The organism is Limnobacter thiooxidans, assembly GCF_036323495.1.
Classification (GTDB): Bacteria; Pseudomonadota; Gammaproteobacteria; order Burkholderiales; family Burkholderiaceae_B; genus Limnobacter; species Limnobacter thiooxidans.
This window is the reverse complement of sequence record NZ_AP028947.1, coordinates 1,381,360-1,407,258: the sequence shown is the minus strand read 5'-3', so window position 1 is coordinate 1,407,258 and position 25,899 is coordinate 1,381,360. Positions and strand designations below refer to the sequence as shown.

At 52.5% G+C, this 25,899-nt stretch carries 27 protein-coding genes and 1 tRNA gene; 3 read left to right on the top strand and 25 right to left on the bottom strand.

What is annotated here, in order from left to right:
- Window positions 1–3: 3 nt before the first annotated feature.
- A complete protein-coding gene (locus RGQ30_RS06395) occupies window positions 4–528 on the top strand; it encodes a gamma carbonic anhydrase family protein (protein ID WP_130556708.1) in 525 nt (174 codons plus the stop codon).
- A 12-nt stretch (window positions 529–540) separates the two neighbouring features.
- Window positions 541–1,464 carry an Hsp33 family molecular chaperone HslO gene (gene hslO / locus RGQ30_RS06390; protein WP_130556709.1) on the top strand — a complete coding sequence of 308 codons (924 nt, stop codon included), beginning with the start codon at window positions 541–543 and terminating at the stop codon, window positions 1,462–1,464.
- A gap of 50 nt (window positions 1,465–1,514) precedes the next feature.
- Here hslO and ftsB read toward each other — a convergent pair whose 3' ends face one another.
- The 6 genes from ftsB to RGQ30_RS06360 all read right to left on the bottom strand — a co-directional run bounded on the left by ftsB (window position 1,515) and on the right by RGQ30_RS06360 (window position 7,217).
- Window positions 1,515–1,841: a cell division protein FtsB gene (gene ftsB / locus RGQ30_RS06385; RefSeq protein WP_130556710.1), complete on the bottom strand. Its 327-nt coding sequence runs from the start codon at window positions 1,839–1,841 to the stop codon at window positions 1,515–1,517.
- Between the two features lie 47 nt (window positions 1,842–1,888).
- Window positions 1,889–3,172, bottom strand: a complete 1,284-nt coding sequence (gene eno, locus RGQ30_RS06380) for a phosphopyruvate hydratase (RefSeq protein ID WP_130556711.1) — start codon at window positions 3,170–3,172, stop codon at window positions 1,889–1,891.
- Between the two features lie 45 nt (window positions 3,173–3,217).
- The gene (gene kdsA, locus RGQ30_RS06375; RefSeq protein WP_130556712.1) at window positions 3,218–4,075 is read right to left on the bottom strand and encodes a 3-deoxy-8-phosphooctulonate synthase; all 858 of its coding nucleotides are present in this window, start codon (window positions 4,073–4,075) and stop codon (window positions 3,218–3,220) included.
- A gap of 25 nt (window positions 4,076–4,100) precedes the next feature.
- Window positions 4,101–5,747, bottom strand: a complete 1,647-nt coding sequence (locus tag RGQ30_RS06370) for a CTP synthase (RefSeq protein ID WP_130556713.1) — start codon at window positions 5,745–5,747, stop codon at window positions 4,101–4,103.
- 109 nt (window positions 5,748–5,856) lie between these two features.
- Complete coding sequence (locus RGQ30_RS06365) at window positions 5,857–6,501, bottom strand: 3-oxoacid CoA-transferase subunit B (protein WP_130556714.1); 645 nt, start codon at window positions 6,499–6,501, stop codon at window positions 5,857–5,859.
- Between the two features lie 11 nt (window positions 6,502–6,512).
- Window positions 6,513–7,217 carry a CoA transferase subunit A gene (locus tag RGQ30_RS06360; protein ID WP_130556715.1) on the bottom strand — a complete coding sequence of 235 codons (705 nt, stop codon included), beginning with the start codon at window positions 7,215–7,217 and terminating at the stop codon, window positions 6,513–6,515.
- Between the two features lie 211 nt (window positions 7,218–7,428).
- Between RGQ30_RS06360 and RGQ30_RS06355 the strand changes: the two genes are divergently transcribed.
- The gene (locus RGQ30_RS06355; protein ID WP_130556716.1) at window positions 7,429–9,081 is read left to right on the top strand and encodes an electron transfer flavoprotein-ubiquinone oxidoreductase; all 1,653 of its coding nucleotides are present in this window, start codon (window positions 7,429–7,431) and stop codon (window positions 9,079–9,081) included.
- Between the two features lie 73 nt (window positions 9,082–9,154).
- Here RGQ30_RS06355 and RGQ30_RS06350 read toward each other — a convergent pair whose 3' ends face one another.
- From RGQ30_RS06350 to tpiA, 19 genes are all read right to left on the bottom strand, one after another.
- Window positions 9,155–9,583 (bottom strand): hypothetical protein, encoded by a 429-nt coding sequence (locus RGQ30_RS06350; RefSeq protein ID WP_130556717.1) that lies wholly within the window; start codon window positions 9,581–9,583, stop codon window positions 9,155–9,157.
- 164 nt (window positions 9,584–9,747) lie between these two features.
- Window positions 9,748–10,050 (bottom strand): DUF2818 family protein, encoded by a 303-nt coding sequence (locus tag RGQ30_RS06345; RefSeq protein ID WP_298217466.1) that lies wholly within the window; start codon window positions 10,048–10,050, stop codon window positions 9,748–9,750.
- A gap of 43 nt (window positions 10,051–10,093) precedes the next feature.
- Window positions 10,094–11,563 carry an NADH-quinone oxidoreductase subunit NuoN gene (nuoN, locus tag RGQ30_RS06340; protein WP_338284847.1) on the bottom strand — a complete coding sequence of 490 codons (1,470 nt, stop codon included), beginning with the start codon at window positions 11,561–11,563 and terminating at the stop codon, window positions 10,094–10,096.
- A 22-nt stretch (window positions 11,564–11,585) separates the two neighbouring features.
- On the bottom strand, window positions 11,586–13,067 hold the full coding sequence (locus RGQ30_RS06335; protein ID WP_130556719.1) for an NADH-quinone oxidoreductase subunit M: 1,482 nt from the start codon (window positions 13,065–13,067) through the stop codon (window positions 11,586–11,588).
- Window positions 13,068–13,106: 39 nt separating this feature from the next.
- The gene (nuoL, locus tag RGQ30_RS06330; protein ID WP_130556720.1) at window positions 13,107–15,098 is read right to left on the bottom strand and encodes an NADH-quinone oxidoreductase subunit L; all 1,992 of its coding nucleotides are present in this window, start codon (window positions 15,096–15,098) and stop codon (window positions 13,107–13,109) included.
- A 7-nt stretch (window positions 15,099–15,105) separates the two neighbouring features.
- Window positions 15,106–15,411, bottom strand: coding sequence for an NADH-quinone oxidoreductase subunit NuoK (gene nuoK, locus RGQ30_RS06325; protein WP_008251215.1), 306 nt, complete (start codon window positions 15,409–15,411; stop codon window positions 15,106–15,108).
- Window positions 15,412–15,427: 16 nt separating this feature from the next.
- Window positions 15,428–16,072 (bottom strand): NADH-quinone oxidoreductase subunit J, encoded by a 645-nt coding sequence (locus RGQ30_RS06320; protein WP_130556721.1) that lies wholly within the window; start codon window positions 16,070–16,072, stop codon window positions 15,428–15,430.
- Between the two features lie 30 nt (window positions 16,073–16,102).
- Window positions 16,103–16,594 (bottom strand): NADH-quinone oxidoreductase subunit NuoI, encoded by a 492-nt coding sequence (gene nuoI / locus RGQ30_RS06315; RefSeq protein WP_130556722.1) that lies wholly within the window; start codon window positions 16,592–16,594, stop codon window positions 16,103–16,105.
- A 13-nt stretch (window positions 16,595–16,607) separates the two neighbouring features.
- Window positions 16,608–17,657, bottom strand: coding sequence for an NADH-quinone oxidoreductase subunit NuoH (nuoH, locus tag RGQ30_RS06310; RefSeq protein WP_420915171.1), 1,050 nt, complete (start codon window positions 17,655–17,657; stop codon window positions 16,608–16,610).
- A 14-nt stretch (window positions 17,658–17,671) separates the two neighbouring features.
- Window positions 17,672–19,948, bottom strand: coding sequence for an NADH-quinone oxidoreductase subunit NuoG (gene nuoG, locus RGQ30_RS06305; protein WP_130556724.1), 2,277 nt, complete (start codon window positions 19,946–19,948; stop codon window positions 17,672–17,674).
- A gap of 20 nt (window positions 19,949–19,968) precedes the next feature.
- On the bottom strand, window positions 19,969–21,264 hold the full coding sequence (gene nuoF, locus RGQ30_RS06300) for an NADH-quinone oxidoreductase subunit NuoF (RefSeq protein WP_130556725.1): 1,296 nt from the start codon (window positions 21,262–21,264) through the stop codon (window positions 19,969–19,971).
- The gene (gene nuoE / locus RGQ30_RS06295) at window positions 21,261–21,740 is read right to left on the bottom strand and encodes an NADH-quinone oxidoreductase subunit NuoE (protein ID WP_130556726.1); all 480 of its coding nucleotides are present in this window, start codon (window positions 21,738–21,740) and stop codon (window positions 21,261–21,263) included. The genes nuoF and nuoE overlap by 4 nt, the downstream gene beginning before the upstream one ends.
- 15 nt (window positions 21,741–21,755) lie before the next feature.
- Window positions 21,756–23,009 carry an NADH-quinone oxidoreductase subunit D gene (locus RGQ30_RS06290; RefSeq protein WP_130556727.1) on the bottom strand — a complete coding sequence of 418 codons (1,254 nt, stop codon included), beginning with the start codon at window positions 23,007–23,009 and terminating at the stop codon, window positions 21,756–21,758.
- A gap of 2 nt (window positions 23,010–23,011) precedes the next feature.
- Window positions 23,012–23,623, bottom strand: coding sequence for an NADH-quinone oxidoreductase subunit C (locus RGQ30_RS06285; RefSeq protein ID WP_130556728.1), 612 nt, complete (start codon window positions 23,621–23,623; stop codon window positions 23,012–23,014).
- 12 nt (window positions 23,624–23,635) lie between these two features.
- A complete protein-coding gene (locus tag RGQ30_RS06280; RefSeq protein WP_008251188.1) occupies window positions 23,636–24,112 on the bottom strand; it encodes a NuoB/complex I 20 kDa subunit family protein in 477 nt (158 codons plus the stop codon).
- An 85-nt stretch (window positions 24,113–24,197) separates the two neighbouring features.
- Window positions 24,198–24,557, bottom strand: a complete 360-nt coding sequence (locus RGQ30_RS06275) for an NADH-quinone oxidoreductase subunit A (protein WP_130556729.1) — start codon at window positions 24,555–24,557, stop codon at window positions 24,198–24,200.
- A gap of 87 nt (window positions 24,558–24,644) precedes the next feature.
- A tRNA-Leu gene (locus RGQ30_RS06270) sits at window positions 24,645–24,730 on the bottom strand.
- A gap of 7 nt (window positions 24,731–24,737) precedes the next feature.
- On the bottom strand, window positions 24,738–25,100 hold the full coding sequence (gene secG / locus RGQ30_RS06265; RefSeq protein ID WP_130556730.1) for a preprotein translocase subunit SecG: 363 nt from the start codon (window positions 25,098–25,100) through the stop codon (window positions 24,738–24,740).
- A gap of 7 nt (window positions 25,101–25,107) precedes the next feature.
- Complete coding sequence (tpiA, locus tag RGQ30_RS06260) at window positions 25,108–25,893, bottom strand: triose-phosphate isomerase (RefSeq protein WP_130556731.1); 786 nt, start codon at window positions 25,891–25,893, stop codon at window positions 25,108–25,110.
- Between the last annotated feature and the right edge of the window lie 6 nt (window positions 25,894–25,899).

The following is a 25,899-nucleotide window of genomic DNA, read 5'->3' as shown; positions in this document are numbered from 1 at the left end:
AATATGGCGAAGTACAAAATCAACGGGCAAGCGCCCACAGTTCATCCAAGCGCCTATGTGGCCGAAATGTCCAGCATCATCGGCAAAGTACAGCTCGATGAAAACACCTCGGTGTGGGACTTCGCCGCCATTCGAGGCGACAACGAGCTGATTCACATCATGGAAGGCAGCAATGTGCAGGAAGGTGCCGTGTTGCACACCGACATTGGCTACCCCATGGTGGTGGGCAAGAATGTGACTGTGGGCCACCAGGCCTGCCTGCATGGCTGCACCATTGGCGAAGGCAGCCTGATTGGCATACGGTCCGTGGTACTGAACGGTGCGAAGATCGGAAAAAACTGTATCATCGGCGCCGGCGCACTGATCACCGAGGGCAAGGAAATTCCTGACCGCTCACTGGTGGTGGGGTCGCCGGGCAAAGTCATCCGCACCCTGAATGACGAGGAAGTGGCCCGCCTGATTGGTGCTGCTTTTTATGTGCAAAAAGCCAAGCTGTTCAAGGACACGCTTGAAAAAATTGACGACTAACATTTTGTACCCATGACAGACACATTACGCACCCTGATTTTCGATCAATCCAGTTGCCGCGCCCACCTGGTGCAACTGACCGAGGCCTGGCAACGGGTGGTCGGCAACAACAGCTACCCCTCAGCCGTGCAAAAGGTATTGGGAGAACTGGTGGCAGCGAGCGCCATGTTGTCTGCTTCATTGAAGTTCGAAGGCTCCCTGATCATCCAGATTCAGGGTGATGGCCCCATTCGTTTGCTGGTGGCCGAATGCAACAGCCGCCTGGGCTTGAGAGCCACCGTAAAACTCGCGGAAAACGCAGTCATTGAAGACAACAGCACGTTCAAGGACCTGGTCAATGCCCGCGGAAAGGGCATTTGCGCCATCATCCTTGATCCGCGCAACAGGTTGCCGGGGCAAGCGCCCTATCAAGGCATTGTGCCCTTGGCAGGCCACACAGTGGCCGATTCGCTGGAAGCTTATATGCACAGCAGCGAACAGCTTGAAACACACCTGGTTTTGAATGCAGATTCAAACACCGCGGCAGGGCTGATGCTGCAGCAAATGCCGCAACACGGCGGTGTGGTGTCCACCCGTGAATTTGATGCCGATGGTTGGGACCGCCTGAAAGCCCTGGTGAACACGGTGCAAAGCGATGAGCACCTTGCCACCGACACCGATGAACTGGCACGTCGATTGTTCTGGGAAGAAGATCCGAGTGGACTGGCTGAACGGCCAGTGCATTTCGAATGCACTTGCTCACGCGACAAGGTCAGCCGAATGCTGGTGTCTCTGGGTCAAACAGAATTGAATGATGCCTTGTCTGAAAACCCGACCGTGGAAATCCAATGCGATTTTTGCAATGCGAACTACTCATTCACCCGGGATGAATGCGACGAACTGTTCGTCGACAGCTCACCAACTCAGCCTGAATCAGGCCCACCCACTTTGCATTGATCAATCCAGAGAGCAGCGCGAGACAACGACATTGCGTTGTCTTGTTCCTGCTACCTGGGAGCGGATGGCGAAGGTGGGTTGTTACCCGCGGATTCACCACGTGGCTCAATCAGCTGGATGAACACCTCTTCTTTCTTGATCATGCCAAAGTCATTGCGGGCACGCTCTTCAATGGCTTCCACACCTTCAGTCAAACTGCGCACATCCCCTTCAAGCTGTTGATTGCGAAGCCGCAATCCTTCATTAACCTGCTTTTGCTCATCCAGTTGCTGCTGCAAATCATTGACGCGCAGCATCCCGCCTTTGCCAAACCACAGAGGGTATTGAAGCAAAAGCAGCAAGGCAAAGAGAATGACGGAGATCAGCCTGGGGTTCATATACAAGAAAGCCCCGCAGAAGCGGGGCCGCCTTTGATTGGTGCCGATTAATCCAGGTTGTAGAAGGCTGAACGACCTGGGTAGTAAGCGATGTCGCCCAAGTCTTCTTCAATGCGCAACAATTGGTTGTACTTGGCGATGCGGTCTGAACGGCTCATGGAACCGGTCTTGATTTGCATGGCATTCGTACCCACCGCGATATCGGCAATCGTGCTGTCTTCTGTTTCGCCTGAACGGTGAGAAATCACCGCGGTGTAACGTGCACGCTTGGCCATTTCAATGGCTGCGAAAGTTTCAGTCAACGTACCAATCTGGTTGATCTTGATCAGGATTGAGTTGGCAATGTTCTTTTCAATGCCTTGCGCCAAAATTTTGGTGTTGGTCACAAACAAATCGTCACCCACCAACTGCACCTTGCGGCCCAGTGTTTTGGACAGGTAGGCCCAACCTTCCCAATCGTCCTCGGCCATGCCGTCTTCAATAGAAATGATGGGGTACTTGTTGCACCAGCTTTCCAGCAGGTGTGAAAATTCCTGTGAGCTCAGTTCCATGCCTTCACCGGCCAGCTTGTACTTGCCACCCTTGTAGAACTCGGAAGCAGCACAGTCCAGACCCAAGGCCACTTGCGTGCCTGGCTCGAAACCAGCAGTGTCAATCGCCTGAATGATCATTTGAATGGCCGCTTCGTGGTTGGCCACTGAAGGCGCGAAACCACCTTCATCGCCCACGGCTGTGGACATGCCCTTGTCATGGATGATTTTTTTCAGGGCGTGAAATACTTCTGCGCCGTAACGAATCGCTTCACGGAAAGAAGGCGCACCCACTGGCAAAATCATGAACTCTTGCAAGTCCAGGTTGTTGTTGGCGTGTGCCCCACCGTTGATCACGTTCATCATGGGCACGGGCAAGCTCATGCCACCCATGCCGCCGAAGTAACGGTACAAGGGCAAACCTGTTTCCTCGGCTGCCGCGCGGGCAACAGCCATTGACACAGCCAAGGTGGCGTTGGCACCCAGGCGTGACTTGTTTTCAGTACCATCCAGATCGATCAGGTTTTGATCCAGGAACACTTGTTCCTGGGCATCCAGACCCAAAATGGCTTCGGAAATTTCAGTATTGATGTTTTCAACAGCACGCAAAACACCCTTACCCAGATAACGGGACTTGTCGCCATCGCGAAGTTCCACGGCCTCGCGGGAACCTGTGGAAGCGCCGGAAGGCACCGCCGCACGTCCCATTGCGCCGCTCTCCAGCAACACGTCACATTCCACAGTGGGATTTCCACGGGAATCGATCACCTCACGGCCAATCACGTCAACAATCGCGCTCATAATTTCCTCTTGGATGGATTAAATTCTTGTTTCTGTTCGACTTGCTTACCGCATCAAGTCGGTTTCAGCCAACGGGGCTGATTTCACCAACCGGTCCAGCTCTTGCAAAGTAGCCAACAGCGCTTTCATGCGCGGCAAAGGCCAGGCATTGGGGCCATCTGACATGGCCTTGGCCGGGTCAGGATGGCTTTCCATGAACAAACCTGAGATACCCACAGCCACGGCTGCCCGTGCCAACACGGGTACAAATTCTCGCTGGCCGCCTGACACTGTACCCTGCCCGCCCGGCAACTGCACACTGTGCGTGGCATCAAAAACCACTGGGCAACCCGTGTTGCGCATAATAGCAAGGCTGCGCATGTCAGACACCAGGTTGTTGTAACCAAAGCTGACACCGCGCTCGCAAACCATGATGTTCTTGCCATCACCGCCTGCATCAATGGATGCCGCACGGGCCTTGTCCACCACGTTCACCATGTCACCTGGGGCCAGAAACTGGCCTTTCTTGATATTCACCGGCTTGCCACACGTAGCAACCGCTTCGATGAAATCGGTTTGGCGACACAGGAAGGCTGGCGTTTGAAGTACATCCACCACACTGGCCACTGCTCCAATTTCTTCAATAGCATGCACGTCGGTCAAAATATTGACGTTCAGGGTTTTTTTGACATTGGCCAGAATGTCCAGACCCTTTTCCATACCCAGGCCACGGAAGCTTTTTCCAGAACTGCGGTTCGCCTTGTCATACGAACTTTTATAAATGAATGGCACGCCCAGCGACTCACAAATTTCCTTGAGTTGTCCGGCGGTGTCCATGGCCATCTGTTCACTCTCGATCACGCAGGGACCTGCTATCAAGAAAAACGGTTTGTCCAGACCCACTTCAAAATTGCAAAGTTTCATATGATGTTCTCCTGTTAGATCCAGCTTATAACGCTTTGCCCAACTTATGGGCCAACGCGGCTTTCACGTAGGCCAAGAACAAGGGATGGCTGTCACGTGGTGTACTGGTGAACTCGGGGTGAAACTGCACGCCAAAAAACCAGGGGTGCTCGGGCAACTCCATGATTTCAGGCAAATCTTCAGTGGGTGTGCGGGCTGAAATACGCAAACCGGCGGCTTCCAGCTGTGGCACGAAGTTGTTGTTCACTTCATAGCGGTGGCGATGACGCTCATTCACCTCAGGACCGTAAATGGATTCGGCCAGGGTACCAGGCTTGATCGGGCAACGCTGTGAACCCAGGCGCATGGTGCCACCCAAATCGGATTGGTCGGTGCGCAATTCAACCTTGCCTGTGCTGTCTTTCCATTCGGTGATCAAGGCAACCACGGGCGTGTCGGCCTGGCTGTCAAACTCGGTGGAATTGGCCTTGGGCAAGCCAGCGCAGTGCCGTGCAAATTCGATCACGGCCAGCTGCATGCCCAAACAGATTCCCAAATAAGGTACCTTGTTTTCACGGGCATATTGAATGGCCTTGATCTTGCCTTCCGTACCGCGCTTTCCAAAACCACCGGGAACCAGAACAGCATCCAGCTTTTTCAGAACTTCGGTTCCAGCTGCTTCAACTTCTTCGGAATCAATGTAATTGATATTGACCTTGGTGCGGGTGTGCAAACCAGCGTGGTTCAAAGCCTCAATCAGCGACTTGTAGGATTCGGTTAGATCAACATATTTGCCCACCATGCCAATGGTGATGTTCTGCGCCGGGTTTTCCTGCGCGTACACAATTTCAGCCCACTTGGACAGGTCTGCTCGTGGCGCTTCGATGTTCAGCTTTTCCAGAACAATGTCGTCCAGCTTTTGCGCTTCCAGCATGGCTGGAATCTTGTAAATGGTGTCAGCGTCCCACACTGAAATCACGGCTTCAAGCTGCACGTTCGAGAACATGGAAATCTTGGCCCGTTCATCATCGGGAATTCGGCGATCTGCGCGACAAAGCAAGGCGTCGGGGAAAATGCCAATTTCACGCAACTTTTGCACACTGTGCTGGGTTGGCTTGGTTTTCAACTCACCTGCTGAAGCAATAAAGGGCACCAGGGTCAGGTGTACAAAACAGGCACTGTTGCGGCCCAAACGCAGGCTCATCTGGCGAACGGCTTCAAGAAATGGCAGGGACTCAATGTCGCCGACCGTGCCACCGATTTCAACAATGGCCACATCGGTTTCGCCGCCCCAGGCAGCGCGCGCGCCTTTCTCGATAAAGGCCTGGATTTCATTGGTGATGTGCGGAATAACCTGTACGGTTTTACCCAAGTATTCACCGCGGCGCTCTTTGCGAAGTACAGATTCGTAAATCTGGCCGGTGGTGAAGTTGTTGGATTTTTTCATCTTCGTGGAGATGAAACGCTCGTAGTGGCCCAAGTCCAGATCGGTTTCTGCACCGTCTTCGGTTACAAAAACCTCACCGTGCTGAAATGGGCTCATGGTGCCTGGGTCCACGTTGATGTACGGGTCCAGTTTGAGCATGGTGACTTTCAGGCCACGACTTTCGAGAATCGCGGCCAATGATGCTGCGGCAATGCCTTTGCCAAGGGACGAGACTACCCCGCCGGTTACGAATACATATTTGGTCATGGTGCCAAGCGGCGCTCAGTTGGGCGCACAATTCAGGAAATTGCGCGCTGTTGGAAACCGGAATTATAACTGAGCACGCTTGGTCCATGCCAGAGAACTTAACCAAACATTAACCAAAGACCAAGTCACAGGCGGTTTTTTCCTGGAGTTCTTCTCGACTCACCCCGGGAGCAATTTCCAGCACTTTCAGCCCATCTGGTGTGACGTCCATCACCGCAAGATCAGTGATGATGCGGTTAACCACGGCCTTGCCGGTCAAAGGCAAGGTACATTCAGGCAAAATTTTCAGGTCGGTTGTTCCGTCTTTCTTGCGCGCCACATGTTCCATCAGCACGATCACCCGAGACACACCTGCAACCAAGTCCATGGCGCCGCCCATGCCCTTCACCAGCTTGCCGGGAATCATCCAGTTGGCCAAGTCGCCCTTGTGGCTGACCTGCATCGCGCCCAGAATGGCCAAATTGATGTGACCCCCACGTATCATCGCAAAAGACTCTGAACTGGAAAAAAATGCGGAGCCCTCCAAGGTGGTCACGGTTTGTTTGCCAGCGTTGATCAGGTCAGCATCCACTTGTTCTTCAGTTGGAAACGGGCCGATTCCGAGCAAACCATTCTCACTTTGCAGCATCACATCCATGCCTTGCGGAATGTGGTTGCTCACCAAAGTGGGCAAACCAATACCCAGATTCACATAAAAACCGTCTTGCAATTCCTGCGCAGCACGGGCTGCCATTTGATCGTGATTCCACGCCATTGTTATTCTCCTTATTGTGCCGTGGCGGCCAGGGTTCGTTTTTCAATCCGCTTCTCGGGATTGGCATTCAACACCACGCGCTGCACATAAATTCCGGGGGTGTGAATGAAATTGGGATCCAGTGCACCTACTTCCACGATTTCTTCCACTTCGGCCACCGTGAACTTGGATGCAGTTGCGCATTCCGGATTGAAGTTGCGCGCGGTCAAACGGTAAATCAGGTTGCCGGACGTGTCGGCCTTCCAGGCTTTCACCAAGGAAATATCGGCCTTCAGGCTGTGCTCAAGCACATAGTTTTCGCCATCAATGACACGGGTTTCCTTGCCCTCTGCGATTACAGTACCAAAACCGGTTTTCGTGAAAAAAGCTGGGATACCCGCGCCCCCTGCCCGCAGTTTTTCAGCCAGGGTGCCCTGGGGTGTAAACTCAAGCTCGAGCTCGCCACTTAGAAACTGGCGCTCGAACTCCTTGTTTTCACCCACATAGGAGGAAATCATTTTGCGCACCTGGCGTGTCTCAAGCAGCCGCCCAAGACCGAAACCATCCACACCTGCGTTGTTTGAAATAACCGTCAGGTCTTTGGCGCCCGAAGCGCGAACCGCTTCGATCAGCGCTTCCGGAATGCCGCAAAGTCCGAAACCTCCCACCGCCAGCGTCATTCCATCCCTGATTTTGTCAGCCAAGGCCTCGGTGGCGCTGGCTGCTACTTTATTCATCCCCATGTGTTGATCCCTTTTGCTTTGAGTTTGTTCGACTAGTTTAACGTTTTGAGGCTTACACTCAACTTGCTGCAATGCACAAAATCAAGTTTCTCAGACTAGAGATCAAAGTCAACTATTTTCTGCGGTTTTGCAATAAGCTTTCGGCTTAAAATCAAAGCAGCACAACGCTGTTGTACCCGCGACAAATTTTAAGGAGAAGCACCCAATGTCGGCTGTCGAAAGAGACATGATGGAATACGACGTATTGGTCGTTGGTGGAGGCCCTGCAGGTCTTGCAACAGCCATTCGCCTGAAACAAGTGGCCGCAGAAAAAGGCCAGGAAATCAATGTGTGCGTACTCGAGAAAGGCTCGGAAGTTGGCGCACACATTTTGTCAGGCGCCGTCATGGACCCCCGTGCAATCACCGAACTGTTTCCAGACTGGAAAGAGCGTGGTGCGCCACTGCACACCGAAGTGACCGAAGACCAGTTTTTGTTCCTGACAGAAACATCTGCCAAGAAAGTACCCAATGCCCTGCTTCCTGAATGCTTTCAGAACCACGGCAACTATGTAATCAGCCTGGCCAATGTGGTCCGCTGGTTGGGCGAGCAAGCCGAGGCCTTGGGCGTTGAAGTGTTTCCAGGCTTTGCAGGTGCAGAAATTCTGTACGACGACAAAGGTGCTGTGAAAGGCGTTCAAACCGGCGACATGGGCATTGGCAAGGACGGTGAACACACTCATGCCTACCAGCCCGGCATGGAACTGCACGCCAAGTACACCGTGTTTGCGGAAGGCGTGCGCGGCCACCTGGGCAAGCGCGTCATTGAAAAATTCAACCTGAATGAAGGCCGTGACCCACAGGTGTACGGCATTGGCTTGAAAGAACTGTGGGAAATTGACCCCGCAAAACACAAGCCAGGTCTGGTCATTCATTCTGGCGGTTGGCCGCTGGACGCCAATACCTACGGCGGATCATTTTTGTATCACTTGGAAAACAACCAGGTGGCCGTTGGTTTCGTGGTTGGTTTGGCCTACGAAAACCCCTACCTGTCTCCATTTGAAGAATTTCAGCGTTACAAAACCCATCCCGAAATTCGCAAGTATTTCGAAGGTGGCAAACGCATTTCCTATGGCGCACGGGCCATCGCTGCTGGTGGCTTGATGAGCCTGCCCAAGCTGGTATTCCCGGGTGGCGCCTTGGTGGGTTGTGATGCAGGCTTCCTGAATGCTTCACGAATCAAGGGTAGCCATGCAGCCATCAAGAGCGGCATGCTGTGTGCTGACGCCATTGCAGAAGCCCTGGCCCAAGACCGTGCAGGCGATGAACTGGAAGCCTATCCAAAGGCATTCCACGATTCATGGCTGTTCGATGAATTGTACCGCGCACGCAACTTCAAGCAGTGGATGAGCAAAGGCTTGTACACCGGCACCATGATGGTGGGTATTGAGCAGAAACTGTTCAAGGGCAAGGTGCCTTGGACACTGCACCACAAGCACGCTGACCATGAGTGCCTGCGCCCTGCCTCGGAATTCCAGCCGATCAACTATCCAAAGCCTGATGGCAAAATCACCTTTGATCGTTTGAGCTCCGTGTTCATTTCAAACACGAACCACGAGGAAAACCAGCCTGCGCACCTGACGTTGAAAAACGCATCTGTGCCAGTGGCCACCAACCTGGCCACTTATGCAGGGCCCGAGCAGCGTTACTGCCCGGCAGGCGTGTACGAGTATGTGAAAAAGGAAGATGGCAAAGACCAGTTGCAGATCAATGCGCAGAACTGCGTGCATTGCAAAACCTGCGACATCAAAGACCCCACGCAGAATATTGTGTGGGTGACACCGGAAGGTGGTGGCGGGCCAAATTACCCGAACATGTAATTGTAAAAATCAACGCCGGCTAAAAAGCCGGCGTTTTTATTTGGCACATAGAGTAAACACAACACATATCAAATCAGGAAGACAGATCACTCTCGGTTTGATCTAGCAACTGCAAGTTTTCATTCGCATCAATCTCGAAAACGAAGTCGCCCTGAATTCCATCAACAGCATACGCAAATCGTCCATTTACCGTGAAGCCATCCATCTTCAGCTCGTAATAACAGGCGCCAGGTTGCATGCAACCAGTTTCAAAAATTTGCCGACTTGTTTTTTCATCTATCCAGTCAACTGAATATTTTTGATCCTGAATATAAAGCTTTACCGGCTTCCATTCCGTTTCGCAAAAATTCTCGATCACCTGCACGCCCCGAGCCTTGTACACCAACTGACAATCCGTTTTTGCAAAATAAGGCAGCTTCAAATTGGACGTTTCTGGCGAATTGGTACAGGCCGAAATCACCAACACACACGCGCCAACAATGCTGCCGAAAAATACTTTCATGATGCAAACACCCTAATGAATTTTTTAACTACAACGCGGCAGCTTGTTTAAGGTAAACAAGCACCGCATACAGACACAATCGAGGGAAGGATGGGAGGGCTAGGTAACTGCGTGGGCAGCAAGCTTGAATACAACGGTGTCAGAGTCGCCGAGGGCGAAATGCTTCAGCCTTTTGGCGAACGCCACAAAAACCGATACACAAAACCGGGAAATGCAAACACAAGAAACAGACAGCCAGTGAGCGCGTAAAACTCCCATCGCTGCGGGGTGACCTGGCTCAAGCTGCCCTCAATCGCAAAGCCGACAAGGCCCACAATGAAGTAACCTGCTATAACCTCAAGTACCCGCGTCCAACCGCCTTTGTTTGCAACGGGAAGAATGCCCATGATGCGGTTACTGACAAACGGCAGGTTCGCAAACAGCAAGGCCAAGCCGAACAACAACCAGTGCCCAATCGTCTGCGTCAAACCTGCCTCCTGTCCAATGTATTTCTTGTGATAACCGGCAAAATCAACCAGCCAGTGTTTGTTGAATAACGGTCATGCAATATGCCATCAATGGTGCAGGCAGCAAACCAAGTGCAATTACAGCCAAACCATTCAAACCCAGTACTGCACGTGCATCATTGCCCATCACGATTTCTGTGTTGTCGCTTGGTGCTTCAAAATACATGGTTTTTACAATCCGGATGTAATAGAACGCACCAACAAGACTGAACATGACCGCATACACGGTCAACCAGACCTGGCCAGTGGCCAACAGTGCCTTCAAGACGGACAATTTGGCCGCAAAACCCATCATGGGGGGAATACCCGCCAGCGAGAACATCAACAGCAGCATGATCAAAGCCAGCCAGGGTGCGCGTTTGTTCAACCCTTTCAAGTCACTGATGTTCTCGACCTCAAAGCCTTTGCGAGACATCACCATGATCACACCGAAAGTGCCCAACGTGGTCAGCACATAGGTGATGCTGTAGAACATGGCTGCAGAATAAGCCTGCGCAGCGTTGCCTGTGTCTTGCCCGGTAACACCCGAAAGAAAGCCCAGCAACATGAAACCCATTTGCGCAATGGTTGAATACGCCAACATGCGCTTCAAACTGGTTTGTGCAATCGCCGTCAGGTTACCAATGGCCAGCGAAGCGATGGCTAGCACCATCAGCATGTTCTGCCAATCAAAGGCCATGACGAACAGACCATCCACCAACAGACGCATCATCATCGCAAATGCAGCCAGTTTGGGTGCACCGCTAATCAGCAGTGTCGAAATGGAAGGCGAGCCCTGATACACATCGGGTACCCACATGTGGAAAGGCACCACCCCCAGCTTGAACGCCAGACCCGCCACCAGAAACACAATACCAAACACGAAAATGATGGACTTCTGCCCTGACACTGCAGCGGTTGCCGCAAACGCGATGTCAGAATGGTTCAGTGAACCAGTTGCACCGTAAATCATGGACATGCCGTACAGCAGGAAACCTGAAGCCAATGCACCGAGTACGAAGTACTTCATGGCTGCTTCCGTGGCGCGAACATTGTCACGCTGCATGGCCACTGCGGCATACAGGCTCAGTGACAGCAATTCAACGCCCAGATACACCAGCAACAGGTTGTTTGCTGAAATCATGATCATCTGACCAAGCAGGGTGAACAGCACCAGCGCGTGAAGTTCGCCTTTGAACATGTCACGGTCTTTCGCATAGTTCGCACCCACAATCAGAGTGAAGGCGATGGCCAGCGCTGAAAAGCCTTTCAGAGCCAAGGCCATGCTGTCGGCGATGTACATGTTGGAGAAAGCCAGCTCAGTGCCCTCTGAAGGCACTTGCGCCAGGCAATATACGCCCAGCCCGATACAGAACAGCACAACAATGTTGTGCAAGATCGGCAAAATGCGGCCCTTGGTTACACTGTCAGCAATCAGAAATGCGCAGGCGAAAAGCGCCAGTGCAATTTCAGGAATAGCGAGTGAGAGATTCATCTGATCCACGAACATTCCTCAATTAAAGCTTGGACTGAGCCACATGTTGCAACAGGGCATCTACAGAAACCTGCAACACATCAGTAAATGGTTTGGGATAAAGGCCCATGGCCATCACCAGAATTGCCAACGCACCCAGCATCAGAAATTCGCGGGTATTCACGTCAGTCAACTCTTTCACGTTGTCATTGGCCACATCGCCAAATACCACTCGCTTGTACATCCACAGGGAGTAAGCGGCACCAAAAATCAGCGTAGTGGCAGCCAGCAAGCCGATCCAGAAGTTGTATTTGACTGCGCCCAGAATAACCATGAATTCACCCACGAAACCGCTGGTTGCAGGCAACCCTGAATTGGCCATGGCGAACAACAGGAAGAACGCTGCAAATTTGGGCATGGTGTTGACCACGCCACCGTAGGCGGAAATTTCACGGCTGTGAACGCGGTCGTAAAGCACACCGATACACAGGAACATGGCGCCTGAAACAAAGCCGTGGGAAATCATCTGAATGATGGCGCCCTGCACTGCCAAGTCCTGGAACATGAAGAAACCCAGCGTCACGAAACCCATGTGGGCAATCGATGAGTAAGCCACCAGCTTTTTCATGTCTTTCTGAACCAGTGCCACAACACCGATGTAGACCACGGCAATCAGTGACAGGGTAATCATGAAACCTGCCAGTTCGTGGCTCGCGTCAGGGGCAATTGGCATACTGAAACGCAGGAAGCCATAGGCGCCCAACTTCAACATGATCGCAGCCAGCACCACTGAACCCCCTGTGGGCGCCTCAACGTGTGCATCGGGCAACCAGGTGTGAACGGGCCACATGGGAACCTTCACCGCGAAAGCCATCAGGAAAGCCAGGAAAATCAGGATCTGCTCGGTCATGCCCAATGGCAGCTTGTGCCAGGCAGCAATTTCAAAAGTACCCGACTGGAATTGCAGGTAAATCAGGGCCACCAGCGTGAGCAATGAACCCAGCAAGGTGTACAGGAAGAACTTGAAGGCTGCGTAAATGCGGTTTGGACCACCCCAAACACCCACGATGATGTACATCGGGATCAATGTGGCTTCAAAGAACACGTAGAACAGCAAACCGTCAGTGGCGGAAAACACGCCAACCATCAAGCCCGACAGGATCAGGAATGCAGCCATGTACTGGGCCACTTTTTCGGTGATCACTTCCCATGCAGCAACCACCACGAACACGGTGATCAGGGCTGTGAGGATCACGAACCACACCGACAGTCCATCCACACCCAGTCCATAAGTGGCGCCAAAGGCTTCAATCCAGGGCAGGCTTTCAACAAACTGCAACTGCGCAGTGCTGGTGTCGAAACCAAAGTACAGCGGCAAGGTGACCACGAAGCTGATCAATGAGGCCACCAAAGCGGCACCACGGACCATCCCGGCGTTCTTGTCATTGCCCAAGGCCATGATCAGGACACCAAAGGCGATTGGCAACCAGATCGCCAAGCTTAGATAAGGAATATTGTTAGACATTGATATTTTCCAATCGTAAGAACCGAGGTTCCGCCTTGTTTATTTGAGTGTGATGAAAGTAATGATCATGGCCAATACGCCCAGGATCATCGCAAACGCATAGTGGTAAATGAAACCGCTTTGCGCGAATCGAACCACACCCGAGATCAAACCAACCAGTTTGGCGCTGCCGTTAACCAACAGGCCGTCGATCAGCATGCGGTCGCCGAACTTCCATAGCCCCTCGCCCAATTTGCGTGCGCCACCGGCAAACACCACTTCATTGAACTTGTCCATGTAGTACTTGTTGTCCAGCAGCGTGTGCACTGGCTTCAAGACCTTCATGAATGCCGCGGGAATTGCAGGCACCCACAGGTAGCAAACAGCGGCGGAAACCACACCACCCAAGGCCAGCCAGAAAGGCAGGGTATGCAAGGCATGCACGCCCATTTCGGCTGCGCCGTGGAAGATACCACTCAAACCAGCCATGGCACCATGCTCTGGCCTGATGGTGATCACACCGTCAAAGAAAGTACCGTGCAACATCGGCTCAACTGCGATGTAACCAATGATCACAGATGGAATCGCCAGCAAAATCAGGGGCAAGGTAACAACCCAGCGTGATTCATGCGGCTGTACCGGGCCATGGTGGGCATGGCTGTCGTGGTCGTCATGGCCATGGTCGTCATGGTGTTGAACGTCGTGAAAACGCTCTTTGCCGTGGAACACCAGGAAATACATGCGGAAGCTGTAGAAGGCTGTAATGAATACACCCGCCACCACTGCAAAATACGCGAAGTCCGCTGCAGGCAGGTTGCTGAAGTGCACTGCCTCGATGATGCTGTCCTTGGAATAGAAGCCGGAGAAAAATGGCGTACCGATCAATGCCAGTGAACCCAGCAAAGAAGTAATCCAGGTAATTGGCATGTACTTCCACAGGCCGCCCATGTGACGAATATCCTGATCATGGTGCATGCCGATGATGACGGAGCCCGCACCAAGGAACAACAGCGCCTTGAAGAATGCATGCGTCATCAGGTGGAAAATCGCAACCGGATAAGCAGACACGCCCAAAGCGACAGTCATGTAACCCAACTGGGACAAGGTGGAATACGCCACCACACGCTTGATGTCGTTCTGGATAATGCCCAGAAAGCCCATGAACAAAGCTGTAATGGAACCAATCACCAACACGAAGTTCAAGGCAATGTCGCTCAGCTCGAACAATGGGGACATGCGACTGACCATGAAAATGCCGGCCGTAACCATTGTTGCTGCGTGAATCAGCGCAGAAATCGGTGTTGGACCTTCCATGGAATCAGGAAGCCAAACATGCAGGGGAAACTGCGCCGATTTGCCCATCGCACCAATGAACAGGCAAATGCAAGCCACTGCCAACAAGGGCCAATCGCTGCCAGGCATGGTTTGACCTGCCAGGCTGTCTGCTTGGGCAAACACTTCCGCGTAGTTCATTGAACCAGCTGAAGCCATGATCAGGCCAATGCCCAGGATGAAGCCGAAATCGCCAACGCGGTTCACCAGGAATGCCTTCAGGTTGGCATAAATTGCAGTCGGTTTGGTGTACCAGAAACCAATCAACAGATAAGACACGAGGCCAACAGCTTCCCAGCCAAAGAACAGCTGGAGGAAGTTGTTGCTCATCACCAGCATCAGCATGGAGAAAGTGAACAGGGAGATGTATGAGAAAAAGCGCTGATAGCCTTCATCCTCTTCCATATAACCAATGGTGTAGATGTGCACCATCAATGACACACTGGTGACCACCAGCATCATCGTGGCAGTCAGGGTGTCAATCAGGAAACCCACTTCAAAAACCAGCGTACCCACCACAGCCCATTCATACAGAGTGCCGTTGAAGGTGTTGCCTTCCATCACATCCATGAATACAAGAATGGATGCAATCAGGGAGATTGCCACACCGGCAATCGTGACGGTGTGGGCACCGGTACGACCAATCTGCTTGCCGAAGAAACCGGCAAGAATGGAACCGACCAGCGGAGCGAACGGAACGATCAAATACAAGGGATTCATTCGCTTGTTACCCCTTCAGCTGGTCGAGGTCTTCGACGTTGATTGAATTCATGTTGCGGAAAAGGACCACCAAAATTGCCAAGCCAATAGCAGACTCGGCAGCAGCCACTGTAAGGATGAAGAAAACGAACAACTGCCCGGACAAATCGCCCAGGAAGTGAGAGAACGCCACGAAGTTCATGTTGACGGCCAGAAGCATCAGTTCGATGGCCATCAAGATAACGATCAGGTTCTTTCGGTTCAGGAAGATCCCGATCACGCTGATCGAGAACAAAATCGCGCCCAGCACAAGGTAGTGAGAAAGTGAAATCATTGTCGTTTATTCCCGTTTAGGCTTGGCGGCCACTGTTGGTATTACCGGCGGTATCGCTTTTTGTTTGCTTGCGATCCAGATCAGCAGGCATGCTCACCAGTTTCACCCGGTCCGCGGACTTAACTCGAACCTGATCTGAAGGCACTTGGCCCTTGGTGTCCTTGCGCTTGCGCAAAGTCAGGGCAATCGCGGCGACCATGGCCACCAGCAAGATCAAAGCTGCCACTTCAAATGGATACAGGTATTCGGTGTACAGCAACTTGCCCAGTGCCAGTGTGTTGTTGGAGGCCTGCTCAGGGGTTTCCATATTGGGATCCCAAAAACCGCGAAGCAGTACAACCGACATCTGGAATGCAATCAATGAACCCACAATGGCGGCCACTGGGAGATTCTTCCAGAAACCGGCCCGTACCTTGTCCATGTTCACATCAACCATCATCACGACGAACAGGAAAAGCACCATCACGGCACCGACATACACCAGCACAAGCGAAATGGCCAAAAACTCCGCTTCCAGAAGCATCCACAAAGCGGACGCAGAAAAGAAGGACAGCACCAGGTACAACGCAGCATGCACTGCATTGCCTGCCGTGATGACGCGCAAGGCAGCGAACACCAAAATTGCGGCGAACACATAAAAGAAACCGGTTATTGCATCCATGACATTGAGTCTTCTAAGTTTTGTATCAAGTTAACGGTAAGCCGCATCGGCTTGGCGGTTGGCTGCAATTTCAGCCTCATAGCGATCGCCGACAGCCAGCAACATTTCCTTGGTGAAATAAAGGTCACCGCGCTTTTCACCGTGGTACTCGTGAATGTGGGTTTCTACGATGGAATCCACAGGGCATGACTCTTCACAGAAACCGCAAAAAATACACTTGGTCAGATCAATGTCGTAGCGGCTGGTACGGCGAGTACCGTCTTCACGCTGCTCGGATTCGATGGTAATGGCCATGGCAGGACACACCGCCTCGCACAGTTTGCAGGCGATGCAACGCTCTTCCCCGTTTTCATAGCGGCGAAGTGCATGCAGGCCACGAAAACGTGGAGACATTGGTGTTTTTTCCATGGGATACAACACCGTAATCGGCTGCGTGAACATGTAGCCCATCGTCAACGCCATGCCCTTGAGCATTTCACGCAACAACAAACTGTTCAAAAACTCTTTAACAACTTGAAACATGGTTCGCTCTCAATTAATTCCAAATGTTCCAGGGGGTCTGCATCCAGGCAGCAACCACAACCAGCCAAACCAAGGTCAGCGGAATGAACACTTTCCAGCCCAGACGCATGATCTGGTCATAGCGGTAACGTGGAAATGACGCACGGAACCAGATGAACATGGACACCAGCAAGAAGGTCTTGAGACCCAGCCAGATCCAGCCAGGAATAAAGCTCAGGAATGCCACCGGTGCGTCCCAGCCGCCAAAGAACATGATCGCAGCCAGGCAAGACAGCAGAATCATGTTGGCGTATTCGGCCAGAAAAAATATGGCAAAGGTCATGCCTGAGTATTCGACCATGTGACCAGCCACGATCTCCGATTCACCTTCCACCACGTCAAACGGGTGCCGGTTGGTTTCAGCCACTGCCGAAATCATGTAGATCACCAACAAGGGCAAAAGGGGCAGCCAGTTCCATGACAGGAAGTTCAAGCCCATATCGGCAAACTGACCAACAGTCTGTGACATCACGATGTCTGTCATGTTCAGGCTACCAGCCACCAACAGCACGGTGACCAACACAAAGCCAATCGCCAGTTCATAGGAAACCATTTGCGCAGAAGCACGCATCGCGGCCAGGAAGGCATACTTGGAGTTGGACGCCCAACCCGCGATGATCACGCCGTACACTTCCAGTGAAGTGATGGCCATCAGGTACAGCAAGCCCGCATTCACATTGGCCAGAACAGTTTCCGGACCAAAGGGAATCACCGCCCAGGCAGCCAGCGCCGGCATGATGGTCATGATCGGGGCAATGATGAACAAGCCCTTGTTAGCGTTCATCGGCACGATGATTTCCTTGAACATCATCTTGACCGCGTCCGCGATAGGTTGAAGCAAACCCATAGGACCAACATAACTTGGGCCCATCCGGATGTGCATGCGGCCGATCATCTTGCGTTCCCAATAGGTGAGGTACGCAACTAGGCCCAGCAGCGGCAAGGTGATGCAAAGGATCTTTACCAAAGTCCAGACTGGTACCCAAGCCGGACCAAGCAAATCAGCACCAAAGGTGGTGATCATGTCAACGGGTGAGCTCATGCCTGCACCTCGCTGGCCACTACTGCTTCCAGAACGGCGCCACCGAATACGGTACGCAGGCTTTGCGTTTCAATCCGGCCCATTGGAATCAGAACGGTGTTTTCTGCAATAGTCTTGTTCACAAGTACAGCGGCTTGCAAGCTGCCGCCCTCAGAGTCTTTCAATTGAACTTTGTCGCCAGTCTTGAGCGCCAGCGCGTTCGCGGTTTGCACACCGATTTGTACCATGGCAGGCTTGGCGGCTTTGGTTTTGCGCAGAGATTCTGCACGACGCACCAAAGAGTCCGTGTCATAGATTGGCGCATAAGCCGCCAATTCCAGCTTGCCATTCAGTACGGTTCCTGAAACTGTTTGCTCAGGCACGACGTTGTTCAGCAGAGATGCCAGATTGGTCGGCATAAAGGCCTTCAACACTTCTTCAGAACTGTTGAATTCAAAACCATCCAGGCCCAACAGGTTGCCCAGCACGCGAAGCACTTTCCAGCCTGGACGAGTTTCACCAAGCGGGCGAACCGCAGCCTTGAAGGATTGAACCTGCCCGGCGATATTGATGAAGGTACCGGACGTTTCGGTGCTTGGTGCAATCGGCAACAACACATCCGCGTATTGCTTGGCATTGCCGACAAAGGCACTGGCCTGAACCACGAACTCTGCGTCGATCAAACCGCGCACGATTTTCTGGCCTTCCACAGAATCCAGATCAGGTTCCGTGCCAAAAACGATTGCCGCCTTGGCTTTTCCGGCGAGCATGGCTTTGGCGTTTTTACCGCTAGTGGCACTGGCTTGCAGGCCCGTCACGAAAGAACCCACCCAGTTGGCCCCATCACCCAGGAAGCCCAGGGTGGAACCAGTGGACTTGGCCAACTCGGCGGCCTTGGCCAGCACTTGGCCTGCAAACGGGCTCATCAGTACTTGCTGACCAACCAATACAAACTTACCGCCTTCAGGCGCGCTCAATGCATTGGACACTGCGTCGTGACCCAAAGCATCCGCCCATGTGGAAGGTGCGGCTTTCAGCCACACAGCTTTCGGCATCAAGGGATCAAGACCACCTGCGTTCACGATCACCACGCGGGCGCCCTGCTTTGCAGCCTGGCGAATGCGTTGTGTCAAAAGCGGTTGGTCATTGCGGGGGTCTGCGCCCACGACAACGATGGATTCTGCATCAGCCAATTGCTGAACAGATGCGCCCAGCCAAGGCATTGCGCCTGCAAGGTTAAGATTCGCACTGTGGCGCAAACCTGCATCAATGCTTGTGGAACCCACACCATTCATCAAGGCTTTGGCAAGGGCCATTTCCTCGAATGTGCTGTTAGGTGACATCAGCATGGCAATGCTGTTCAAGTCAGCAGATTCACGACGGGCTTTCTTGATGCCTTCAAACACGACATTCAAGGCAGTTTGCCAATCGGTGGTCACCCACTGGCCATTCTTCTTGATCATGGGTTCAGTCAAGCGGTCAGCGGCTTGCAGACCTTCATAGCTGAAACGGTCACGGTCAGAAATCCAGCACTCGTTGATGCTTTCATTTTCTTGCGGAACAATGCGCATGACCTTGTCAGCTTTCACCTGCACCACTACATTGGAGCCCAGGCTGTCATGGGCACCAACTGACTTGCGTCGCGCCATTTCCCAAGTGCGGGCTTGATAACGGAATGGCTTTGAAGTGAGCGCGCCCACGGGGCAAATATCGATCATGTTGCCTGACAACTCCGAATCCACAGAATTGCCGACAAAACTCAAAATTTCTGAATGCTCACCACGATTGGCCATGCCCAGTTCCATCACGCCTGCCACTTCTTGGCCAAAACGTACGCAACGTGTGCAATGAATGCAACGGCTCATTTCCTTTGCAGACACCAACGGCCCGATGTCCTTGAAAAACACCACGCGCTTTTCTTCCTGGTAGCGGGAAGACACACCGCCATAGCCCACGGAAAGATCTTGCAACTGGCATTCACCGCCCTGGTCACAAATCGGACAATCAAGTGGGTGGTTGATCAACAGGAATTCCATCACGCTTTTCTGTGCGTTCACTGCCTTCTCAGACTTTGTGCGCACGATCATGCCGGGTGACACAGGCGTAGCGCAGGCCGGCAACGGCTTCGGCGCTTTTTCCACATCGACCAGGCACATGCGACAGTTCGCCGCAATTGACAACTTTTTGTGATAGCAAAAGTGGGGCACATAGCTGCCAGCCTTTTCCGCAGCAGTAATCAGCATGCTGCCTTCGGCCACTTCAACTTTTACGCCATCAATCTCTAATTCAACCATTTGTATTTACCCGCAGGGAATCAAACGTAAGCCGGCACGATGCACGACTTGTGTGTGATGTGATGCTCAAATTCTTCGTGGAAATGCTTCAGGAACGCACGAACCGGCATGGCTGCTGCATCGCCCAGCGCACAGATTGTGCGTCCCTGGATGTTGTCAGCAATCGAATTCAACATGTCCAGATCTTCAGGACGACCTTCGCCGTGTTCAATGCGGTTCACGATGCGATACAGCCAACCTGTGCCTTCACGGCAGGGTGTGCACTGTCCGCAACTTTCTTCGTAGTAGAAATAGGACAGGCGCAGCAAGCTTTTCACCATGCAACGTGTTTCGTCCATCACGATAACCGCGCCGGAACCCAGCATGGAACCAGCTTTGGCGATTGAATCGTAATCCATGTCGGTCGCCATCATGACATCACCGGGCAACACGGGCATGGAAGATCCACCGGGAATTACGGCCTTGATCTTGCGACCACCTTTCATGCCGCCCGCCATTTCCAGCAGTGTTGCGAACGGTGTGCCCAGTGGAATTTCATAGTTACCGGGTTTTTCAACGTCACCGGAAATCGAGAAAATCTTGGTGCCACCGTTGTTGGGCTTGCCCAATTCCAAGAACCAGTCGCCACCGTTTTGAATGATGAACGGAACAGCAGCGAATGTTTCTGTGTTGTTGATGGTTGTGGGCTTGCCATAAATACCGTAAGAAGCCGGGAATGGTGGCTTGAAACGAGGCTGGCCTTTCTTGCCTTCAATGGATTCGATCAGGGCTGTTTCTTCACCGCAGATGTAGGCACCATAACCCTGGTGCGCATGCAACTGGAAATTGAAGTTCGAACCCATGATCTTGTCGCCCAGGTAACCTGCCGCGCGAGCCTGCTCCAGAGCTTCTTCAAAGCGTTCGTAGGTTTCCCAGATTTCGCCGTGAATGTAGTTGTAACCCACGCTGATTCCCATGGCAAAGGCGGCAATGGCCATGCCTTCAATCACGGAATGCGGGTTGTAACGCAAAATGTCGCGATCTTTGAATGTGCCTGGCTCACCTTCGTCAGAATTGCAGGCCAGGTATTTTTGTCCTGGAAACTGACGGGGCATGAAGCTCCACTTCAAGCCTGTCGGAAAGCCCGCGCCGCCACGGCCGCGCAAGGCCGATTTCTTGATCTCAGCAATGACATCTTCTTGAGAAATACCTTCAGTCAGGATTTTGCGCAGGGCTTTGTAACCACCGCGTGCCTCGTAACCTTTCAGGTCCCAGTTGCTGCCATCGAGACCGGCCAGAATCACCGGGTTAATGTGCCGTCCGTGCAAACAAGTCATGACTTCAACTCCTCTACCAACGCATCAATTTTTTCGTTACTCATGAAACTGCACATGCGGTGATTGTTCACCAGCATGACCGGGGAATCACCACAGGCGCCCATGCACTCACCTTCTTTCAAGGTGAACAGGCCGTCTTTTGTGGTCTCGTTATAATCAATACCCAATTTCTTTTTCAAATATTCAGCAGCATCCGTTCCACCCGACAAAGCGCAAGGCAAGTTGGTGCACACCACAATTTTCGATTTGCCGACTTTCTTGGTGTCGTACATGTTGTAAAACGTGGCCACTTCATAGGCAGCAATCGGCTGGATTTCAAGGTATTCAGCCACCGCTTCAATGGCCTCGGAAGACAACCAGCCCAACTCCACCTGCGCAATGCGCAGGCCAGCCATGACCGCAGAAATTTTCTGGTCTGCCGGATATTTGGTCAGTTCCTTGTCGATCAGGCGACAGGCGTTTTCGCTCAACTTCATGATTCTGTTTAATCCTTAGCGATCAATTTCACCGAACACGATGTCCTGGGTACCAATGATGGTGACCACGTCAGCCAACATGTGGCCGCGAGACATTTCGTCCAAACCTTGCAGGTGCGCAAAACCAGGCGCGCGAATCTTCAGGCGGTAAGGCTTGTTGGCCCCATCGGCCACCAGGTAAATACCGAATTCACCCTTGGGATGCTCCACCGCTGCATACGACTCCCCTTCAGGCACATGCATGCCTTCGGTGAACAGCTTGAAGTGGTGGATCAGCTCTTCCATATTGGTTTTCATGTCCACGCGCTTGGGCGGAGTCACCTTGTGGTTGTCGCTCATCACGGGGCCGGGGTTGACACGCAGCCAATCCACACACTGCTTGATGATTTTGTTGGACTGACGCATTTCTTCGACACGCACCAGGTAGCGGTCATAGCAATCGCCATTCTTGCCAACAGGAATATCAAAATCCAGACGGTCGTAAACCTCATAGGGCTGCTTCTTGCGCAGATCCCAGGCAATGCCGGATCCACGCAACATCGGGCCGGTGAAACCCATGGACAAAGCGCGCTCGGGTGTAACAACACCAACACCCACCAAACGCTGTTTCCAGATCCGGTTGTCGGTCAGCAGTGTTTCATATTCATCCACATACTTGGGAAAGCGCTGGGTGAAATCGTCAATGAAATCAAGCACCGAACCCTGACGGTTCTTGTTCAATTCGTCAACTTTCTTGGCCGAACGCACTTTGGATGGTTTGTACTGAGGCATGCGGTCTGGCAAGTCACGGTACACACCGCCAGGGCGGTAATAAGCTGCATGCAAGCGCGCACCCGAAACTGCTTCGTAGCAGTCCATCAGGTCTTCGCGCTCACGGAAGGCGTACAAAAACACCGCCATGGCACCCACGTCGAGACCATGCGCACCCAACCACAGCAGGTGGTTCAAGATACGGGTGATTTCATCAAACATCACGCGAATGTACTGAGCGCGAACAGGTACTTCAATGTTCAGCAACTTTTCAATGGCCATGCAGTACGCATGTTCATTGCACATCATGGACACGTAATCAAGACGGTCCATGTACGGCAGAGCCTGAATAAATGTTTTGTGTTCAGCCAGCTTTTCGGTACCGCGGTGCAGCAAACCAATGTGCGGATCGGCACGCTGAACGACTTCGCCGTCCAATTCCAGTACCAGGCGCAATACACCGTGAGCGGCAGGGTGCTGAGGGCCAAAGTTGAGGGTGTAGTTCTTGATTTCAGCCATGATTATTTCGCTCCGCCGTATTGAGGTTCGCGAATGATTCGAGGTGTAATTTCACGTGGCTCAATGGTGACGGGTTGATACACCACGCGGCCAAGCTCAGGGTCATAGCGCATTTCAACATGGCCAGACAGGGGGAAATCCTTGCGGAAAGGATGGCCTACAAAACCGTAGTCGGTCAAAATTCGACGCAGGTCTGGGTGACCTTCAAACACGATGCCGTACAGGTCGAATGCTTCGCGCTCGTACCAATTGGCCGAAGACCACACATCAATGACGGAGGCCACTGTAGGCAGGTCGTCATCCTGGCAACATACTTTCAAACGAACACGCAGGTTTTTTGACACTGACAACAAGTGGCAAACAACCCAGAAGCGTTGTGATTCATTCAACTCGTTCCCGTATTCGCTGCGATCAAGACCACACAGGTCAATCAATTGCTCAAACTGCAGGCTTTCGTGATCACGGAGGATAAAACAGGATTCGAGATACGAATCAGCTTTGATGGTCAGATTGACTTCGGCAAATGCAACGCTGCATCCGACAACACGATCACCCAAGGCTGCGATCAAGGCAGCACTGAGTTGTTCAAGATTCTGGGATTGGTTCTGAGACATCACTAGAACCCCTTATCGCGCAATGGTGGAAGTGGTCTTGATCTTGTTCTGCAATTGCAGCAGACCGTACATCAAGGCTTCAGCAGTTGGGGGACAGCCCGGTACATAGACGTCAACAGGCACGATACGGTCGCAACCACGAACCACAGAGTAGGAATAGTGGTAGTAGCCGCCACCATTGGCGCATGAGCCCATGGAAAGAACCCAGCGGGGCTCGGCCATCTGGTCGTAAACCTTGCGCAAGGCAGGTGCCATTTTGTTGCAAAGCGTTCCTGCCACGATCATGAGATCGGACTGCCGTGGGCTGGGACGGAAAATGATACCAAATCGGTCCAGGTCATAACGACTGGCACCCGCGTGCATCATTTCGACCGCACAGCAAGCCAAGCCAAATGTCATTGGCCACAGCGAACCGGTTCTGCCCCAGTTAATCAGCTTGTCAGCTGTTGTGGTGATGAAACCTTCGTTTAAAACGCCGTCAATACCCATTGCATACTACCTTCACGAAAGTGGAGCAAACCATTTGAATCGGTTGCCCATAAATAGCCCGCTTGTCGGCCAGCTTATTGGCCGCTTATTCCCAATCCAGTGCACCGCGGGTCCATTCGTAGATGAAACCCACGACCAGCACACCGAGAAAAATCATCATGGCCCAAAAGCCGACTGGACCAATTTCCCGATAGGCCACAGCCCAGGGAAAAAGGAACGCGATTTCCAGATCAAACAAAATGAAAAGAATGGCAACGAGGTAGTAGCGCACGTCAAATTGCATGCGAGCGTCTTCGAACGCTTCAAAACCACACTCGTAAGGAGAAAGTTTTTGCCCGTCTGGGCGATGGGGGGCGAGGACTCGCCCAGCCAGCATGGCACCGCCGCCAACACCGATACCCACAAGGATGAACAACAAGACTGGAAAATAAGACTCTAAATTCACTGTGACTCCCGTGTAAACCCTAACGACCTTGTATTGGCCCGAAAAAAAGCCGGTCATTGCTTACTAGACCGGCTTTTATTTAAACCTTGGTGCCGACGGCGAGACTCGAACTCGCACAGCCTGTGGCCACTACCCCCTCAAGATAGCGTGTCTACCAATTCCACCACGTCGGCATATGTCTTACTTTGGAATTTCCTGAACTGGTGTTTTTGGTTCGGAGGGCTTGCTCGCTGCAGGGGTTGCCGTTCCCTCAGCAGGAGAAGCCTGAATTGCTTCCATTACACCGCCAGATTCAGCTTCAACACCGGCTCGCGAATAAAACGCCAAACCCAATGTGCAAAGCAGGAAAATTGTAGCACAAAACCCTGTTGCCCGGCTTAAGAAATTCGCAGATCCCGTTGCACCAAAAAGGCTGCCCGATGAACCGCTACCGAAGGCTGCGCCCATGTCTGCGCCTTTGCCGTGCTGCAACAAAACGAGAACAATGACCGCAATTGCGGACACAACCTGCATGACAACCAAAAATGTATTGAAGATGCTCATAATTTAATTAACCCCTCGCGGCGCGTATTATTCCAGAGAAATCGTCAGAAGACAAAGCCGCACCGCCAATTAGGCCACCATCAATGTCAACTTTTGAAAAAATCTCGCTTGCATTGCCCGGCTTGACACTTCCACCGTACAAAATTCGTGTGCTTTGGGCAACTTCTGTCCCCAACATGGCCTGAAGGCGATTGCGGATCATGGCGTGAACCTCTTGTGCCTGATCCGGACTGGCTGTAACACCGGTTCCAATCGCCCAAACAGGCTCGTATGCAATGACCAGATTCCATGCACCGTTTTCAACAAACTTCGCGCAGTGTTCCACAACAGGATCCAACTGGGAAGCAATCACCGCCTCAACCTGTCCGGCTTCCCGTTCTGCAAGGGTTTCACCCACGCAAACAATGGGCGTAATACCGGCCGCCAGGGCAGCCACCGCTTTTTCAGCCACAGCCACACTGGTTTCTGCATGATATTGGCGACGCTCGGAATGGCCAACCAACACCTGCGTAACCTCAAACTCTTTCAACATATCCACGGACACTTCACCTGTGTAGGCACCGCTGGCCTTGGACGACACATCTTGCGCACCGTGAGCTACGCCTTGTTCCTGCAAGAGCTTGGCCACTTGCGCCAGGTAAGGGAAAGGACAAAATACGGAAACATCCACCAGGTCATCAACTTCAGGCAAAAAACCAAGAATCAGCGCTTCATTGGAGTCGAAGCTGCCATTCATTTTCCAGTTCCCAGCTACCAGTTTTTTTCTTGTTTGTTTTTCTGTTGCGTTACCCATGCTTGT

Bases quoted from the DNA above. Each gene is read 5' to 3' on its own strand.
- RGQ30_RS06355 (WP_130556716.1), top strand. From the start codon at position 7,429: ATGTCGGCTGTCGAAAGAGACATGATGGAATACGACGTATTGGTCGTT.
- nuoF (WP_130556725.1), bottom strand. From the start codon at position 21,264: ATGACTTGTTTGCACGGACGGCACATTAACCCGGTGATTCTGGCCGGT.
- RGQ30_RS06280 (WP_008251188.1), bottom strand. From the start codon at position 24,112: ATGGGTATTGACGGCGTTTTAAACGAAGGTTTCATCACCACAACAGCT.
- RGQ30_RS06320 (WP_130556721.1), bottom strand. From the start codon at position 16,072: ATGGATGCAATAACCGGTTTCTTTTATGTGTTCGCCGCAATTTTGGTG.
- nuoN (WP_338284847.1), bottom strand. From the start codon at position 11,563: ATGAATCTCTCACTCGCTATTCCTGAAATTGCACTGGCGCTTTTCGCC.
- RGQ30_RS06370 (WP_130556713.1), bottom strand. From the start codon at position 5,747: ATGACCAAATATGTATTCGTAACCGGCGGGGTAGTCTCGTCCCTTGGC.
- nuoI (WP_130556722.1), bottom strand. From the start codon at position 16,594: ATGTTTCAAGTTGTTAAAGAGTTTTTGAACAGTTTGTTGTTGCGTGAA.
- RGQ30_RS06350 (WP_130556717.1), bottom strand. From the start codon at position 9,583: ATGAAAGTATTTTTCGGCAGCATTGTTGGCGCGTGTGTGTTGGTGATT.
- nuoL (WP_130556720.1), bottom strand. From the start codon at position 15,098: ATGAATCCCTTGTATTTGATCGTTCCGTTCGCTCCGCTGGTCGGTTCC.
- RGQ30_RS06285 (WP_130556728.1), bottom strand. From the start codon at position 23,623: ATGTCTCAGAACCAATCCCAGAATCTTGAACAACTCAGTGCTGCCTTG.
- eno (WP_130556711.1), bottom strand. From the start codon at position 3,172: ATGAGCGCGATTGTTGACGTGATTGGCCGTGAGGTGATCGATTCCCGT.
- nuoE (WP_130556726.1), bottom strand. From the start codon at position 21,740: ATGAAGTTGAGCGAAAACGCCTGTCGCCTGATCGACAAGGAACTGACC.
- RGQ30_RS06335 (WP_130556719.1), bottom strand. From the start codon at position 13,067: ATGTCTAACAATATTCCTTATCTAAGCTTGGCGATCTGGTTGCCAATC.
- nuoG (WP_130556724.1), bottom strand. From the start codon at position 19,948: ATGGTTGAATTAGAGATTGATGGCGTAAAAGTTGAAGTGGCCGAAGGC.
- RGQ30_RS06360 (WP_130556715.1), bottom strand. From the start codon at position 7,217: ATGAATAAAGTAGCAGCCAGCGCCACCGAGGCCTTGGCTGACAAAATC.
- nuoH (WP_420915171.1), bottom strand. From the start codon at position 17,657: ATGATCACCACCTTTGGTGCTGATTTGCTTGGTCCGGCTTGGGTACCA.
- nuoK (WP_008251215.1), bottom strand. From the start codon at position 15,411: ATGATTTCACTTTCTCACTACCTTGTGCTGGGCGCGATTTTGTTCTCG.
- tpiA (WP_130556731.1), bottom strand. From the start codon at position 25,893: ATGGGTAACGCAACAGAAAAACAAACAAGAAAAAAACTGGTAGCTGGG.
- hslO (WP_130556709.1), top strand. From the start codon at position 541: ATGACAGACACATTACGCACCCTGATTTTCGATCAATCCAGTTGCCGC.
- kdsA (WP_130556712.1), bottom strand. From the start codon at position 4,075: ATGAAACTTTGCAATTTTGAAGTGGGTCTGGACAAACCGTTTTTCTTG.
- secG (WP_130556730.1), bottom strand. From the start codon at position 25,100: ATGAGCATCTTCAATACATTTTTGGTTGTCATGCAGGTTGTGTCCGCA.
- RGQ30_RS06395 (WP_130556708.1), top strand. From the start codon at position 4: ATGGCGAAGTACAAAATCAACGGGCAAGCGCCCACAGTTCATCCAAGC.
- ftsB (WP_130556710.1), bottom strand. From the start codon at position 1,841: ATGAACCCCAGGCTGATCTCCGTCATTCTCTTTGCCTTGCTGCTTTTG.
- RGQ30_RS06290 (WP_130556727.1), bottom strand. From the start codon at position 23,009: ATGGCTGAAATCAAGAACTACACCCTCAACTTTGGCCCTCAGCACCCT.
- RGQ30_RS06365 (WP_130556714.1), bottom strand. From the start codon at position 6,501: ATGGCGTGGAATCACGATCAAATGGCAGCCCGTGCTGCGCAGGAATTG.